Annotated in this window: 17 protein-coding genes; 16 read left to right on the top strand and 1 reads right to left on the bottom strand. The window is 35.7% G+C overall.

The features are described 5' to 3' along the window. Window positions 1-115: 115 nt before the first annotated feature. The 9 genes from BHF68_RS12685 (at window position 116) to BHF68_RS12645 (ending at window position 9,181) form a co-directional block, all read left to right on the top strand. Window positions 116-1,909 (top strand): aldehyde ferredoxin oxidoreductase family protein, encoded by a 1,794-nt coding sequence (locus tag BHF68_RS12685; protein ID WP_069644027.1) that lies wholly within the window; start codon window positions 116-118, stop codon window positions 1,907-1,909. Window positions 1,910-1,984: 75 nt separating this feature from the next. Beyond that, window positions 1,985-3,091, top strand: a complete 1,107-nt coding sequence (locus BHF68_RS12680) for a radical SAM protein (protein ID WP_069644026.1) — start codon at window positions 1,985-1,987, stop codon at window positions 3,089-3,091. A gap of 58 nt (window positions 3,092-3,149) precedes the next feature. Beyond that, window positions 3,150-3,374, top strand: a complete 225-nt coding sequence (locus BHF68_RS12675) for a MoaD/ThiS family protein (RefSeq protein WP_069644025.1) — start codon at window positions 3,150-3,152, stop codon at window positions 3,372-3,374. Between the two features lie 2 nt (window positions 3,375-3,376). Next, window positions 3,377-4,213, top strand: coding sequence for a HesA/MoeB/ThiF family protein (locus BHF68_RS12670; RefSeq protein ID WP_218070362.1), 837 nt, complete (start codon window positions 3,377-3,379; stop codon window positions 4,211-4,213). Between the two features lie 208 nt (window positions 4,214-4,421). Next, window positions 4,422-5,792: a carboxyl transferase domain-containing protein gene (locus BHF68_RS12665; RefSeq protein WP_069644024.1), complete on the top strand. Its 1,371-nt coding sequence runs from the start codon at window positions 4,422-4,424 to the stop codon at window positions 5,790-5,792. Window positions 5,793-5,803: 11 nt separating this feature from the next. After that, window positions 5,804-6,157, top strand: coding sequence for an OadG family protein (locus BHF68_RS12660; RefSeq protein ID WP_069644023.1), 354 nt, complete (start codon window positions 5,804-5,806; stop codon window positions 6,155-6,157). 19 nt (window positions 6,158-6,176) lie between these two features. Next, the gene (locus tag BHF68_RS12655; protein WP_069644022.1) at window positions 6,177-6,626 is read left to right on the top strand and encodes a biotin/lipoyl-containing protein; all 450 of its coding nucleotides are present in this window, start codon (window positions 6,177-6,179) and stop codon (window positions 6,624-6,626) included. Between the two features lie 8 nt (window positions 6,627-6,634). Continuing rightward, window positions 6,635-7,753 (top strand): sodium ion-translocating decarboxylase subunit beta, encoded by a 1,119-nt coding sequence (locus tag BHF68_RS12650; RefSeq protein ID WP_069644021.1) that lies wholly within the window; start codon window positions 6,635-6,637, stop codon window positions 7,751-7,753. An 18-nt stretch (window positions 7,754-7,771) separates the two neighbouring features. Beyond that, window positions 7,772-9,181, top strand: a complete 1,410-nt coding sequence (locus BHF68_RS12645) for an oxaloacetate decarboxylase subunit alpha (protein WP_245669683.1) — start codon at window positions 7,772-7,774, stop codon at window positions 9,179-9,181. A gap of 22 nt (window positions 9,182-9,203) precedes the next feature. Here BHF68_RS12645 and BHF68_RS12640 read toward each other — a convergent pair whose 3' ends face one another. Continuing rightward, window positions 9,204-9,818 (bottom strand): rhomboid family intramembrane serine protease, encoded by a 615-nt coding sequence (locus tag BHF68_RS12640; RefSeq protein ID WP_069644019.1) that lies wholly within the window; start codon window positions 9,816-9,818, stop codon window positions 9,204-9,206. Between the two features lie 200 nt (window positions 9,819-10,018). Here BHF68_RS12640 and BHF68_RS12635 point away from each other — a divergent pair, with 200 nt between their 5' ends. The 7 genes from BHF68_RS12635 to BHF68_RS12605 are packed head-to-tail and all read left to right on the top strand — an operon-like array spanning window position 10,019 to window position 16,272. Next, entirely contained in the window at window positions 10,019-11,020 is a 1,002-nt protein-coding gene (locus BHF68_RS12635; protein ID WP_069644018.1) for a hypothetical protein, read from the top strand. A gap of 29 nt (window positions 11,021-11,049) precedes the next feature. Beyond that, window positions 11,050-11,469, top strand: a complete 420-nt coding sequence (locus tag BHF68_RS12630) for a cytochrome c maturation protein CcmE (RefSeq protein WP_069644017.1) — start codon at window positions 11,050-11,052, stop codon at window positions 11,467-11,469. A 52-nt stretch (window positions 11,470-11,521) separates the two neighbouring features. Next, window positions 11,522-13,489 carry a heme lyase CcmF/NrfE family subunit gene (locus BHF68_RS12625; protein WP_069644016.1) on the top strand — a complete coding sequence of 656 codons (1,968 nt, stop codon included), beginning with the start codon at window positions 11,522-11,524 and terminating at the stop codon, window positions 13,487-13,489. A 36-nt stretch (window positions 13,490-13,525) separates the two neighbouring features. Next, the gene (locus tag BHF68_RS12620) at window positions 13,526-13,894 is read left to right on the top strand and encodes a hypothetical protein (RefSeq protein WP_069644015.1); all 369 of its coding nucleotides are present in this window, start codon (window positions 13,526-13,528) and stop codon (window positions 13,892-13,894) included. Window position 13,895: 1 nt separating this feature from the next. Next, window positions 13,896-14,876 (top strand): gas vesicle protein GvpG, encoded by a 981-nt coding sequence (locus BHF68_RS12615; protein ID WP_069644014.1) that lies wholly within the window; start codon window positions 13,896-13,898, stop codon window positions 14,874-14,876. 18 nt (window positions 14,877-14,894) lie between these two features. Beyond that, window positions 14,895-15,608: an ABC transporter ATP-binding protein gene (locus BHF68_RS12610; protein ID WP_069644013.1), complete on the top strand. Its 714-nt coding sequence runs from the start codon at window positions 14,895-14,897 to the stop codon at window positions 15,606-15,608. Continuing rightward, entirely contained in the window at window positions 15,601-16,272 is a 672-nt protein-coding gene (locus BHF68_RS12605; RefSeq protein WP_245669682.1) for a heme exporter protein CcmB, read from the top strand. The genes BHF68_RS12610 and BHF68_RS12605 overlap by 8 nt, the downstream gene beginning before the upstream one ends. The last annotated feature ends 1 nt before the right edge of the window (window position 16,273 follow it).

The raw sequence follows: 16,273 nt of genomic DNA, 5'->3' as shown, positions 1-16,273 counted from the left end.
TCTTCTATCATGTTAATTGTAAGACAAGTATAATATATAATAACAACTAGATATACACCTCAGAGCCTTAAGTATTATTAGTATATATAAACAAAAATAATGGGAGGCTGTTAAAATGAGTGGTTATCAAGGTAAGGTATTACGGATTAATCTAAGCAATATGACAACATCAGTAGAACAACTAGACTTAAATCAGACAGAATTATTTATTGGCGGGCGAGGATTAGCTGGAAAAATAATAGCTGATGAAGTACCTGCAGGTGCTGATCCGTTAGGAGCGGAAAATAAAATTATTTTTGCTACAGGTTTATTGACTGGCACCTCGGCACCCACGGCTGGACGTTATATGGTTGTAACAAAATCACCACTAAATAACACCATTGCATCCTCAAATTCTGGTGGATTTTGGGGAGCTGAGTTGAAATTCGCAGGCTATGATATGGTTATTATTGAAGGAAAAGCAGATAAACCAGTGTATTTATATATAAATAATGATCAGGTTGAAATTCGTCCAGCAGACAAGCACTGGGGTAAGTGGGTTGGCGAAGTAACAGATGATCTTATTGAAGAAGTTGGCGAGCCTAAAGCGAGAGTATTAACGATAGGTCCTGCTGGTGAGAAGCTTTCATTAATCGCAGCTGTAATGAATGAGAAAGATAGAGCAGCTGGAAGAACGGGCGTTGGAGCGGTAATGGGTTCTAAGCTTTTAAAGGCTATTGTAGTAAGAGGGACGAATAAATTTGAAGTAGCCAATCCAGACAAATATAAAGAAGTTATTAGCGGCATAATGAAGAAAATTCGTGAAAACGGAGTTACAGGTCAAGGGCTACCTGCTTATGGGACAGCAATACTTGTAAATATCATCAATGAAAGTGGGTCGTTACCAACAAAAAACTTCCAAGAAGCTTATTTTGACGAAGCTGACCAGACTTCTGGTGAAGAATTAGCGGAAAAATATCTGGAGCGAAAAGACCCATGCTTCCGTTGTCCAATTGCCTGTGGTCGTTACTGTAGGGTAGATGATCAAGAGGGTGGAGGACCAGAGTATGAGACAGTTTGGGCTTACGGAGCAAACTGTGGTGTTTCAGATTTAAAAGCAGTAATTAAAGCTAACAAAATGTGTAATGAAATGGGTTTAGACACGATTTCAGCTGGAGCTACGATAGCAGCAGCAATGGAGCTATATCAACGTGGTGCGATTAAAGCAGATGAAGTGGATGGGCCAGAGCTTGCCTGGGGAAGCACTGAGGCAATCATTGAATGGACCAAAAAAATGGGGTTAGGCGAAGGTCTAGGTACAAAATTAGCTATGGGTTCTGCTAAAATGTGTGAAGAATACGGTTATCCTGAGTTATCTATGACTGTAAAAAAACAAGAATTACCTGCATATGACCCACGCGGAATACAGGGAATCGGCTTGAACTATGCTACTTCAAATCGTGGTGGATGTCATGTACGTGGATATTTAGTTTCTCCTGAAATCTTAGGGATTCCTGAGAAGCTTGATAGAAATTCTATTGAAGGCAAGGCTGAGTGGGCTAAAGTATTCCAAGACCTAACGGCAGTAGTTGATAGCATGGGCTTATGTTTATTTACGTCATTCGCTTTAACAGCCCAAGATTATGTTGATTTACATAATGCAGCTACGGGAAAAGACTTTACAGTTGAAGATATATTAGCATGTGGCGACCGAGCATGGAATGTTGAAAGACTCTTTAATTTGCAAGAAGGCTATACAGCTAAGGATGATGTTTTACCTAAGAGGTTAATGAAAGAGGAAATCCCAAGTGGGCCATCTCAAGGTTCAATTAGTAGATTAGAAGAAATGCTTCCACTATACTACAAAGCCCGTGGATGGGACGATGATGGAGTACCGACAGACGAGAAAAAACAAAGTTTGAAAATTTAACAAATAACAAAAATAACTTAAAGAGGGCTTGCTAAAGTCCTCTTTAATTCTAAGTATCCGTAAGGGGGTGGATTAGTGACTATAGTATCATCATTTGCTGAGTACGATATTGTATTCAAGCCTAACAATATAATTAAAAAAGTATATATTGAATTAACAAATGATTGCAATTTAGCCTGTGAAATGTGCTATCGCAATAGCTGGCATGGAACCATTGGGGAGATGAATGAACAACTATTTAACACATTAGTCAATCAAATTGCTACGAATATAGATGTCGAAGAGGTTATTTTAGGTGGACTAGGGGAACCAATGTATCATGCTAAATTTTGGGAGTTCTTAAAATTACTAAACGATAGACTGCCTAATATACCTATAGCACTAACTACAAATGGAATTCTATTAACTTCTGAAATTGTAAAGAAATTAGCACAGCTAGGTGTCAAGAAGGTGATTGTTTCCGTAGATGGAGTAGATCAAGAAACTCAGACGGAAGTACGTGGGGAAAAGTCGGAAATAGTTGTCAATAAGTTGCTTGCACTTGGAGAAGCATTTAGAGAAAACACAGAAATCCTTTGGTGGTGGGAATTCGTCTGGCAAAAGAAAAACAAAAATCAACTGTATAATTTAGTAGATTTAGCAAATAAGTGTAATGTGAAAAAAATAATAATAAGTCATTTGCTTCCTACATCTCCACAGCAGGTTAATGAAGTATTATATGAACCTATGTTAGAAGCAGACCTTCAGAAATCATTAGACAAGGCTCGAAACTTAGCTTTATTACACGGATTGGAAATTGCCCTGCCTAAGAGTGAAATTAATACGGAACGTAAGTGTAGATTTGTTAATAATCACAGTGCTGTTGTAAGCTACCAGGGAAAAGTAGCGCCCTGTTATCGTTTTTTACACGGGTGTAAAGAATATAATCAACATAGAGAAAAAGATATTATGCCTTATGATTTTGGTCAGATAAGTAGTGAAAATGAGTTAATAGATATATGGAACAAACCTCAATACCTTAAATTCCGATATAGGGTAATAAATAATTTATTTCCATCTTGTCACGACTGTGACCTTTTTGATGGTTGTGATATTACAGTAACATCTGAGGTAGATTGTGATGGTGGAGTGCCGTCGTGTGGGCACTGTTTATGGGCTCGTGGATTTATTCATTGTCCGTAAAATCTTAATTAATTGCATCTATCGTAATTAATTTACCAATAGGAAACGAGGGATAGCTTTGAAGGTAACGATTAAATTATTCGCAACATTGCGTAACCAAAGGTTTAAAGTCGATATACAAGAGTTTGCTGAAGCAGTTACTGTACTTAATATAGTTGAAAAATTGGGTATCGACAGAGAGGAATTAGCTATTGTGCTTGTTAATGGTCAAGATGTAGCTTTAGAGCATATGCTTTCCGATGGTGACGTATTAGCATTATTTCCACCAGTAGGTGGTGGTTAAGAATGAATATGCATGAATTGATTAATAAATTAAAGACATCTTCAATAACAGACTCAAAAGGTAAGATAATGTCTTGGGAGCTACAGACTAATCTTAGTAAAGACTATAATTTTACACTTAGAGAAGTTGAAAAAATAGCATTAGAAAACGATATAATTCCTGCTAGATATCAGAGAAATCGTAATACACTGGCTATATCTGAGCAGCTCGCTTTATTTAACAAAAAAGTAGCCGTCGTTGGGTGCGGGGGCTTAGGTGGTTATATAATAGAAGAAGTTGCAAGGCTTGGTATAGGTTCGATAGAGCTTATAGATGCGGATGTTTTTGAAGAACACAATTTAAATCGTCAGTTACTTGCTAAGATAGATAATCTAGGCATTTCAAAAACAGAAGTAGCTAAAGCTAGGGTAAATGAGATTAATCCTATATGTGATGCCAAAGCACATGATATAGCATTTGATATGTTAAATGGTGTGGAACTGTTGCGGGGTGTCGATTTGGTATTTGATGCTTTGGATTGTATTAGTACCAGATTAAAACTAGTTGATGTAACGAGTGAGCTGAACATTCCTATGGTACATGGTGCTATAGCTGGCTGGTATGGCCAAATAACTACGTCATTACCAGGAGATAAGACGCTCCAAAAATGGTATAAAGGCGCGCAGGCGGCTAAGGGCATTGAAGCTGCATTAGGTAACCCAGCATTTACTCCAGCAACGGTTGCTAGTATCCAGGTTGCAGAGGCTTGTAAAGTACTTTTAAACAAACAAAATATCTTAAACAATAAAATGCTAACAATAAATTTACTAGATATGGAGTTCGAAATTATAGAAATGTAAATTAGCATTAGAAATAACAAAAACATCGCCAATGAAATAATCATAAATAACTACACTGAAATAGTTATTTATGATTATTTTTTATTTATGCATTCCATATGGCACATCGTATGATGTATACTACCAAAAAGAACAAAATAAACAAAAACAACAAAAGGCTTTTTTTAAAAGACGCTTTTTGAATCTTTATAGGATAAGGGGAGGTGCCATGAGTAATCAATTGTTGAATGATATGATTTTACATTTAGCAGATTTTGAAACATTCAATTCAACTGGGAATTCAATGAATGTTGATTCAGGATTTGCAACTATTTCAGGCAAGCCAGTTTGTATATTTGTAGTGTCTGGTGGAATTGGTCAAACAGAAGGTAGGATAATAGCTAATACGGTAAACATGGCTATTAAAGCAGGTACGCCAATTATTGGTCTATGGGATTCTTTAGGTGCCATCGCTGAGGAAGGTCAAGATGTGTTCAGTGGATATGGACAAATTTTACAAAGTTTAGCACAGGCTTCAGGCATAGTACCGAGAATCCTAGGCCTTATCGGGCAAAGTGTTGGAACTGCATCTTTAATTCCAGCGCTTATGGATTGTGTAATCGCAGTAAGAGGAAGTTCTTTAAGCTACATAAATACTCCAGAGGTAACTAAAATTGTCTCTGGTGAGAACTTTGAACTAACCAGCATGGCGAATGCAGATGTGTTAGAACAAGTGAATGCAACAGCACATATGGTAACAGAAGATGGACAACAATGTCTTATTGCAATTAAGAAAGTATTAGAATATTTACCTAGTAATAATATCGATGAAACTGAGCAATATGAGTCATTGGATAAGCTTGAGTTTGATAGTTCTAAAGTAAATAGCTTTGATTATGATATGGAGCAGCTGCTTTCGACAATAGTTGATGGAGGGACTTTGTTACCTGTTCAAAGGAATTATGGAAAAAGCATTATTACTAGCTTTGGTAGAGTCGATGGACAGCCTGTAGGGATAATTGCTAATCAATCAAATTATAAAGCTGGTTGTATGGAGTCAGAAGGACTATCAAAGGCAAGTAGGTTTATTGGAGTTTGTAATGCCTTTAATATACCAATCATTACTTTTGTAAACTCTCAGGGTTTTTTACCTGGAATTGATCAGGAGTTAGGTGGTATTGCCCGTCAAGCTGCGAAACTATTTCAAGCTTATGCTGATGCAACTGTCCCTAAAATTACTATTATAGTTGGCAAAGCGTATGGTGGGGCATTTATATGTATGGGTAGTAAGTGGAACGGAGCAGACTTGGTTTATGCTTGGCCCAATTCACAAATAGCTCCAACAAATATAAATGCGATGATTCAATTGATGTATCATAACAGATTTAGCTTAGAAGACGATTCTGTAGCTTTCCGTGAGCAAGCATTGGAGCTACATAAGGATGAATTTACTTCACCTCATGAGGCGTATAGAAAAGGATATATTGATAAAGTTATTGAACCAACTAGTACATCTATTCATATTAGTAATGCCCTATGTTTATTTGCTGGTAAAAGGGTCGCAGGTATTAGCAAAAAACATAGTGTCATGCCAATGTAGGCGGTGAAATAATGGAAATATTATTAGATGCATTAGTAGTTGCTTTGTTAGGGATTGTCACGGTTTTCATAGTATTAACGACAATTATATTACTTATTAAGCTGTTAAATGCTTTGGCTAACAAAACCAATGAAAAATCATTAGCTGCTGAGTCAGAAATAACAGAAACAATAGCAACAAAAACACCAATAAACTCAGCTTCGAATCTGAGTAACGGTAGTAATAATCATCATATTGCAGTTATCACAGCAGCTATATGTACATATTTAGGCCCAAATGTACGTATTCGGTCAATACGTAATGTAAAGAGTGAGAAAAGGATAAAAGGTTGGTATTATTTAAGCAATATTGAACAAAATCGTTGATAAAGAAAGGGGAGTGCTAATGAAAAAATTTCGAGTAACTGTAGAAGGAAAAACCTATGAAGTAGAAGTGGAAGAAATTCTACATAACCATAAAGAGGACACGTTAAGCAATGCAGGTATAGCAAATGCAGCAGTGAATGTCCCTGTAAAGGCAACAGTGCCAAATATAAGTAGTGTGCAAAATCAGGAAAAAACATCAGCACCAGAGTCAACATCTGCTCCAGCTTCAGGGAGTACAAGTACAGGTGTAGAAGTTAAAGCACCAGTCACTGGTACGATTTTGAGAGTTGAAGTGAAGGTTGGTAGTCAAATAAAGGCTGGGCAGACAGTAGTTGTTTTAGAAGCAATGAAGATGGAAACAGAGGTTCAAGCAGCAACAGCAGGTACAGTTAGTAACGTCTTTGTAAGTACAGGTGCTAATGTAAACTCAGGACAAACCTTGTTAACTATCGACAGTGAAGATGTGTAGGTGTTGTTATGGATATAACTGGACTGTATACGCTATATACTAACTCAGGCATACCGCAAATAACACTAGGTAGTATTGTTATGATTATTATTTGCTTAGTACTAATTTATCTAGCAATTGTTAAGAAATACGAACCACTGTTGTTACTGCCAATCGCATTTGGAGCGTTACTCGTAAATATCCCTGGTGGTCAATATTTAATGGAGCCAGGTGGTTTATTACACTTTTTTTATCAAGGCATAGCACTGGTTATTTTCCCACCGTTAATATTTCTTGGTATTGGTGCGATGATAGATTTTGGGCCGATGTTAGCTAACCCCAAAACGATTCTATTAGGTGCAGCGGCGCAATTTGGAATAATGGGTGCTTTTGTATTTGCTATGCTGTTAGGATTTAATGAGCAAGAGGCCTCTTCAATAGCGATTATAGGTGGGGCTGACGGCCCAACAGCTATTTTTCTTACAGCATTATTAGCGCCTGAAATGTTAGGGGCAATAGCGATAGCAGCTTATTCGTATATGGCGCTAGTGCCAATTATCCAACCCCCAATAATGAAATTATTAACTACTAAAAAAGAAAGACAAATACAAATGATTCAACTTAAACCTGTATCTAAGCGCACTAAGATTATCTTTCCGATTATGGTTACAATCGTTGTAGGGATATTGCTGCCAGCTACTTTGCCTTTGCTTGGCATGCTAATGCTAGGAAATTTGATGCGAGAATCAGGTGTTGTTGACAGATTAACGGAAACAGCTCAAAATTCATTGATTAATATTGTTACTATTTTTTTAGGTTTAAGTGTAGGAGCTACTGCTTCTGCTAAACACTTCTTAACCGTTGATACATTGAGTATTATAGCACTTGGACTGGTCGCTTTTTCACTTGGGACTGCTTCTGGTGTTATCTTTGGAAAAATTATGTGTTGGTGGACTAAAGGGGAAATAAATCCATTAATAGGAGCAGCTGGAGTATCGGCAGTGCCTATGGCTGCCCGCGTGGTGCAAGTTGTTGGACAAAAAGAAAATCCACAGAACTTTTTATTGATGCACGCAATGGGACCTAATGTAGCTGGTGTAATAGGGTCTGCTGTTGCAGCGGGGATTTTACTAGCCTTATATGGATAAATGAAAGGTTGTGTAAGAGTGAAGAAAAAACATCGAATTGGAATTACAGATACAACTTTGCGTGATGCCCATCAATCATTATTAGCAACTAGAATGAAGCTAGAGCATATGCTGCCAGTAGCTGAACAAATGGATGAAATAGGCTACCATTCTGTTGAAGTATGGGGTGGGGCTACCTTCGATACATGTATGCGTTTTCTTGAGGAGGACCCATGGGTTAGACTACGGGCATTAAAAGCTAAATTTAAAAATACTCCATTACAAATGCTGTTACGTGGCCAGAACTTAGTGGGGTACAAGCATTATGCAGATGATGTTGTAGATGAATTTATTAAACGTTCAGTTTCTAATGGTATAGACATATTGCGAATATTTGATGCTTTGAATGACACAAGAAATATGGAAAGAGCATGTAAGGTAGCTAAACAAGAGGGGGCCCACATTCAGTTAGCGCTATCCTATACAATTAGTGATTTACATGATATGAATTATTATTTAAATAAAGCTGAAGAGTTTCGTCAACTAGGTGCTGATTCAATATGTATTAAAGACATGGCAGGTATAATTAGTCCTAATGCAGCTTACCAATTAGTTCGTGAACTTAAGGAGAAAATCGGGTTACCAGTGCAATTTCATTGCCATTATACTAGTGGGATGGCTTCAATGGTATATCTAAAGGCTGTTGAAGCTGGTCTAGATGTGTTCGACACAGCGACATCAACCTTAGCATTAGGTTCTTCGCAGCCAGCTACAGAGACTATGATTGCTGCACTCCAGGATACTGAGTATGATACAGGACTAGATTTAGTTAAGATTTCTCCTTTGGCCAAATACTTTAAGGAGATACGTAAAGACTATAAGGAATTTGATATTAGTGACAGTACTGTTGATGTTAATGTGTTAATGTATCAAATACCAGGTGGGATGATTTCGAATTTCATTTCACAACTTTCGCAACAAAATGCCCTTAATCGTCTACCTGATGTTTTAGAGGAAGTTCCAAGGGTGCGTGAAGATTTTGGTTACCCTCCATTAGTAACCCCTTCAAGCCAAATAGTTGGTACACAGGCTGTTCTTAATGTTTTAAATGGAGAACGTTATAAAGCAGTTACCAATGAAGTGAAAAACTATATGAAGGGTTTATACGGTCGCCCGCCTGGGAATATAAATGTGGACGTGCAAAAGAAAATAATTGGTGACGAAGAGCCAATAGATGTAAGACCAGCAGATTTAATCGAGCCGCAATTAGATACAGCAAGGCAAGAAGTAGCGGAACTACTGCTAAAACCAGAAGATTTGTTGTCCTACATTTTATTACCACAAATAGCAAAAGGGTTCTTAGAAAGACAATTATCAAGAAAGACAATGCTAGATTTTGGAGTATTAAACGGATATTCTAATAATGGAAAAACAATCTATCCACTTTAAAATAATACTAAAAACTCGTGGATTAATGGGAAATGCCACGAGTTTTATTATTAATAAACATCGGAATTAAATAACCAATAAGTAATCCAGATAAGTGTCCCACTGTACTTATTTGTGGCACCAATACTGTAATAATAATATTAAGGATTACTAATGGAAGAATCATGCTTTGATTAATGATACCCCTTTTTCTGGCTTCGAGGTCATAATACAAGATATATCCTAATAGAGCGAATATAGCCCCTGAAGCACCAACTGATAAGCCACTTACAAAAAGCCCAGAGCTTAGTGAAACAAAGAGTCCTGTCATTATATAGAATTTCAAAAAGCTTTTTGAGCCATTCTTCTGTTCGTAATAGGCACCAGCATGCATAAGGATGACCATATTAAAAGCTATGTGCATGATGTTGCTATGGATAAACATAGAAGTGAGGAAACGCCAATATTCATTCGTATTAACTATGTAATTTATAGGGGCCATACCTCCAAATAAAATTGAATCACGATGAATGCCTAAAATCATGCTTATTATAAATATAACTACGTTGATACCAATTAGAACCAAAGTTACAGGTGAATATTTTTTCATATGCTCCATTGATATAGAGCCGCCAAAAGCACCTCGATAATACCTCATGTAATACACCCCAAAACTGTTAGATTTATTTATTATCTATTGTACTAAAAAACTATTGAAAAATGAATAACTAACATGTTGTTAAAAGTGTGTCACCTTTGTGACACTTCACATATCTTCACAACTTTTTCACATTTCATGTATAACCTATAGTAAATAATATAATATTAGTAACAAAGCTGGAAGGAGAAAAGGATGACATGCGCTTAAATTATATCAAGTGCATTTTAATAATGTACTTAATTGTTACGTTATCGTTGGCATTTCCTAAGTCATCTCAAGCTCTTCAGTTTTTAAGTCAGAATGAATTAAACTATAATAAATTTAATTATGAATTAAAAGTCGAGAGCTTGTACATTCAATTGCTTCCTGAAATTGAGAAGCCAAGAAACTGGGATAAAAACAAGCCTAATCTCTTAGTGAATATATCTGGTGATTTGATAAATAATTCCACTTCGGATTTTAATGATTATATTTACATTCCTGTTCCTACTCATAATTCACAATTCACTATGGGCACGGTTAGTGAAACTCAGAAAGGGAAGATATCTACAGTTTACGAAGTTGTTGAGAATTATGTTCGCTGGCAGCCTTCAAACTCGATAAAACCAGGAGAAAAATACTCTTTCACAGTAGAGTATCATTATAATCCTTTTTTTGATAGTGACTCTAATAAGAATGAATTTATATTTATCTATACACCTGGTTTTAATGTAGAGCAATTAAATATTGATGTGTATTTACCACAATATGTTACTGAGGAAAAACTTTTACCACAACCTCATAATTATTTTCTTATAAATAACGGTATAAACGTATACTCATACAGTTATTCGATTCTTGATTATAAAACAGCCATAGAGCTATATGTACAGTATGCAGGTGTAGGATATGATGTAATAAACCAAACAAGGGAAATATCAAACAATGATTTTTTCTATTCCTCGATAAACTATGACTTCATAGGTATTATTATCTTTGGATTAATATTATTGATAATAGGATTTGCAGTCATAACATTATCTTCAAATAGTAAAATACGCAATAACAATTATGTTAATAGCGGGAGGGATTTAGAAGAGCAAGAATATGATGAAGTTCAATTAAGGAAGGCAGATTTAAGAAGGCTTTTAATACAAGGAAAAATTAACGAGGACACATATAAGTCACTTTTAGATGAAGAAGAACATAGCAATAAATAATATATTTTATTGATTAGGGGGAATGGTTTATGAACAAAAAAGTAATGATTGGTTCTTTGATTATTATTGGTGCAGTACTGGCGTTGTTAATATTTGCGACTCCTGGAGCTACAGGTGTTGAGGTTACAGTTGGTGATATTATTGCTGAACCTGAAAGGTTTGAAGACAGATTCATAAAAGTATCTGGAAGCTTAGTTAGAGGTAGTGTGAATTGGAACCCTCAAGAGACTACTTTAAGATTCCAGGTAGAACATGAAGGGGCTGTAATGGATGTAAGACATCGTGGAATTAGACCAGATAATTTTGATGATGATGTAATTGTAATTTTAGATGGTAAATACTTAGTAGATGAGCAAGTATTTGTAGCAGATAGATTAAGTACTCGTTGCCCATCGAAGTATGAAGAAGAAGGTGGAACACATCCGGATGATTATGAGCGTAGCTACTAATTGTATGCTTAATGGTGGTAATTTTGATTTATTATAGGAGGGTAAGTTTTAGATGATATCACAACTAGGGTATATAGCAATTCTAATTTCATTAGCTTTATCAATATACGGACTTGGAGCTTTTCTATATGGTGTTCGTAACGATGATTACAAATTAATAAACAGTGCAAAAGGGGCAATTAAATCGATTGCTTTACTAAGCACTGTTGCTGCTGCTGTATTAATATATGTTTTGGTTACTAGTGATTTTAGGGTTTTAAATGTTTATAGGTATACAAGTACTGATTTACCTTTGCTTTATAAAATATCTGCTTTTTGGGCTGGGAACTCTGGCTCATTGATGCTTTGGGCTTGGGTATTATCTATTTTCTCTTTTGTCGTAATTTTTTCAAGAAAATTATTAGGAAGCAAATTGCTTCCTTATGTTGGTATTATATTTTTACTAAATCAAATCTTTTTCTTCTTTGTTTTATGTTTTGCAGCAAATCCATTTGCTCTAAATCCTGATCCAACAATTACAGAAGGAACGGGCTTGAACCCAATGCTTCAGCACCCAGGGATGATATTCCACCCTGTAACATTATATATTGGATACGTAGGTTTTGTTGTACCTTTTGCTTTTGGTATGGCTGCGTTAATTACTAAACAAGTTGATGATTTTTGGATTAAGATGACGAGAAAGTGGACTGTTATCGCTTGGTTATTCTTAACATTAGGTAACTTATATGGTGGTCAGTGGGCTTATGTTGAATTAGGATGGGGCGGATATTGGGCCTGGGACCCTGTAGAGAATGCTTCATTTATGCCTTGGCTTACTGCAACAGCGTTTTTACACTCAATAATGATTCAAGAGCGTAAAAACATGCTAAAGGTCTGGAATATGGTATTAATTATTCTTACTTATGGATTAACGCTATTCGGTACATTCTTGGTAAGAAGTGGTGTATTAACATCTGTACATGCATTTGCAGATTCTAATATTGGTTCATACTTCTTATTATTCTTAACGTTTATGATGTTACTAGCAATCTTCTTCTTAATTAACAACCTTAAAGTGTTACAAGAAGGTGGACAATTCAAATCACTACTATCTAAGGAAAGCAGCTTCCTAGTTAACAACTTACTGTTAGTTGGTGTTACATTCGCTACTTTCTGGGGAACGATGTTTCCAGTAATTTCGGAAGCAGTTCAAGGTGTTAGGGTAACTGTCGGTATACCTTTCTTCGATCGCGTCAATGGGCCATTACTTTTGGCGATGATATTTGTAATGGGTGTGTGTCCATTAATTGCTTGGCAGAAGTCGACTCTTAAAAACTTAAGAGATAATTTCTTAATACCTGGATTGTTTGGTATAGTAGTAGCGGCAGGTTTGTTCGCATACGGAATACAAAACGGTTGGGCATTACTTTCTGCGGCTGTAATTGCATTCGTTTTCCTAGTACACATTATTGAGTTTGTTCGTGGTACTAGAGTTCGTATGCAGATGACTAATGAAAATGTAGTAGTAGCGTTTTATCGACTAATCTCAAGGGCTAGAAGAAGGTATGGAGGTTATATTATCCATATTGGTATCATTTTAATGGCTATAGGTATTGTAGCTTCTAATATTTATGATGTAGAAGAGCTTAAGACGGTTCAAGTTGGTGAAAGTATCATAATTAAAGACTACGTATTAACCTATGAGGGCTTAAATCAAGTTCGTGAGGGTGCTAACGATGTAGTTTATGCAGATTTAACGGTCTACAAAGGCGGAGAGTATTTAATGCAAATACAACCTGAAAAGATTTTCTATCCGACTTGGCCACAACCTCGTACCGAAGTTGCCTTACATTCAACTATTATCGAAGATTTATATGTCGTATTAAGTGGATGGGAACGTGACGAATCTGCAACCATTAAAGTGACAGTGAATCCACTGGTAGCATGGATATGGTATGGTGGTTACATTGTGGTGTTGGGCACAATTATCGCTCTATGGCCTGGTAGGTATGGTAACTATGTACCTCGATATAAAGATTAGACAAATAACAAATTCACTCATTAAGGATGTGTAGAAATGGAATTGAGTATTGTTTTGATTGGTTCTGGTGTATTATTGATGCTTAGTTTTTACTGGATTGTTAAGCCATTAAGAACACACCAAGACGATTTTACAGAAGATGTTGAAGAACGAGATGAAAAAGAAGCAGTATTTTCAACTTTAAATGAGATAGAATTTGACTATAAAACACAAAAAATATCAGAAGAAGATTATATAGAGTTAAAAAGAGGCTATGAAGAAGAAGCGAAAAGGCTTTTGAAAATTGAAGAATTAGAAACAGACTCATATGAAGTTAATAAAGAATTAGAACAAGAGATTGAACAAGAGATTGAAAAAGAGCTTGAACAAGAAATAAAAGAAGAACTTGCAAAAAGGGGCAAATAAAATGAATAAAAGAAATAAGATATTTTCATTGTTGATAACCTTTGTTCTCTTGTTTTCAATGTCTAGCTCAGTTATTGCAAATGAACAACAGCTAACAATCGAAATTGAGCACCTAGTGTTAGAACGTCAAGGTGATAATATCATCTCTGTAATGGATATGGTCGCGCTTAAAAATACTTCAAATGAAGATATCATATCAAATATTGAAAATCCTGCTATTAGAATTGCGATACCTGAGCATGTAATCCATCTTACTGTGGGGATGCAAGGAACAGAATTACCACATGCTGTTGTAGATAATGAAGTCGTAGTAGATTATGAAATACCTGCAGAGAGAAGTATGGATTTTGCAATAAACTACTTTTTAAGCATAGATTCTGAGGAAATGGATTTTTCAATTATTAGAGATTATCCAATCAAGACACTAAATATCTATGTTCCAGCAAATGCTGGCTTTGTGATTGACTCTCCACATTTAACAGATGCTGGTGCAATGAGTATAGAACAGAGAACCTATAATTTCTACACTATTTCTTCAGTAGAAGCTGGACAAGTAGTAGAGGCTACATTAATTAAGAGACAGTCTAACCAATCTATAGTTACTAATGATCGAATTGATCAGGGATATGATGGATTCCATAATCCAGGTCATATTAGATTTTGGGAAGGGTCACCATTTGCTGCTATGGAGCCTCATCTGTTTACATTAATCGTAGTAATTATCATTGGCTTTGCAATTGGTAACTATTTCTACAGATGGCATGTAGATGATAAAAAGCTTAAAGAACAAAAGAAGAGTCAAGACGATGATATTTTCATTAGATTATATAAAGAAGAAGCTGTTCTAAAGAAAAAACTAGCAGAGCTACAAATAAAGTTAGACAACAATGAAATTGATGAAGAAGAGTTTACTAAGCGAAAAGACATATTTAAGAAAAAGCTTATAAATGTAAAGTTGAAAATTAAGGAGTTTACCGAGTAACACCTTAGGAGGAGCTACATGTTAGTAGTAGAGAATATAGAGAAATCTATAGGTGGGAAAAATATTATAAGCCCAGTATCATTTGAGGTAAAACAGGGAGAATTCGTAACTGTTTTAGGTCCAAATGGTGCTGGGAAAAGCACCTTGTTTAAGTTACTGTCATTAGCGACACAACCAACTAAAGGTAAAATATTCATAAATGGAAAACAAGCTAGTAGCTTAAGCTCTGATTTACGTAAAGAGATTGGAGTAATTAGTCATCACACTTTTCTTTACGATAATTTATCTGCACTAGAAAATTTACGGTTTTATGGTCAAGCATATCAAGTAAGTAATATAGAAAAACGTATAAAAGAGGTACTGAGATACGTGGGGCTTCAAATGTATACTTATGATGCTGTACGTACTTATTCACGTGGTATGCAACAGAGACTAGCGATAGCCCGAGCAATTCTTCACAACCCAGCTATATTATTCTTAGATGAACCATACACTGGACTAGATCAACACGCAATTCAAATCTTAAATGAGGTACTAGAGTCGCTACATAAAGATAATCGTACTTTATTTATGATAACCCACAACTATGAAGATGCTTTAGCTTTAAGTAATAGGCTGTTAGTTATAGCTAAAGGTCGGATAGTTTATGACGCAGATACAACAGGTATAAAATCAGAAGAGTTCCGAAAGATTTATCTGAAGCTGGTTGGGAGTGAAGAGCGACGTGTTTAGTGTGTTAAAGGCAATTATCTGGAAAGATATAGTTATGGAGTACAAGACAAAGCAAATGACTAGTGCAATGCTTATTTTTAGTGGATTAGTTATTGTTATTTTTAGTTTTGCATTTGAATTAACCTTCGGTGTGCTAGAGCATGTATTACCAGGAATGATTTGGGTAGCGTTGGTGTTCTCTTCCATACTAGGTCTAAACAGATCATTTTTATTAGAAAAAAGTAATGATTGCATGCAGGGGTTACTATTATTACCTAGCGACCGTACGTTTATTTTTCTAGGCAAATTTACAGGAAACTTTTTATTTGTACTATTAACACAGATGATTATTGTACCAGGGTTTTTTATATTTTTTGACTACCCATTTCAAGGTAGTATACCTTTGTTGATTTTTGTATTACTTATCGGGATGGTTGGATTTATTGCAGTTGGTACGTTTTTAGCTGCATTGGCTTCTAATTCTCGCATGAGTGATATGTTGCTACCAATTATCTTATTTCCAATTTCCGTCCCATTAATTATTGCTGGTGTAGAAAGTACGAGCTTAATCTTCCAAGGGGCAAGCTTTGCGGAAATTAGCCAATGGGTATATTTGATTCTAGTATTTGACATTGTTTTTCTTGTAGTGCCTTATATGTTATTTGATTATGTGATGGAGGTGTAAT

Source organism: Desulfuribacillus alkaliarsenatis, from assembly GCF_001730225.1.
Classification (GTDB): domain Bacteria; phylum Bacillota; class Bacilli; order Desulfuribacillales; family Desulfuribacillaceae; genus Desulfuribacillus; species Desulfuribacillus alkaliarsenatis.
This window is presented reverse-complemented; position numbering and strand designations above follow the sequence as displayed.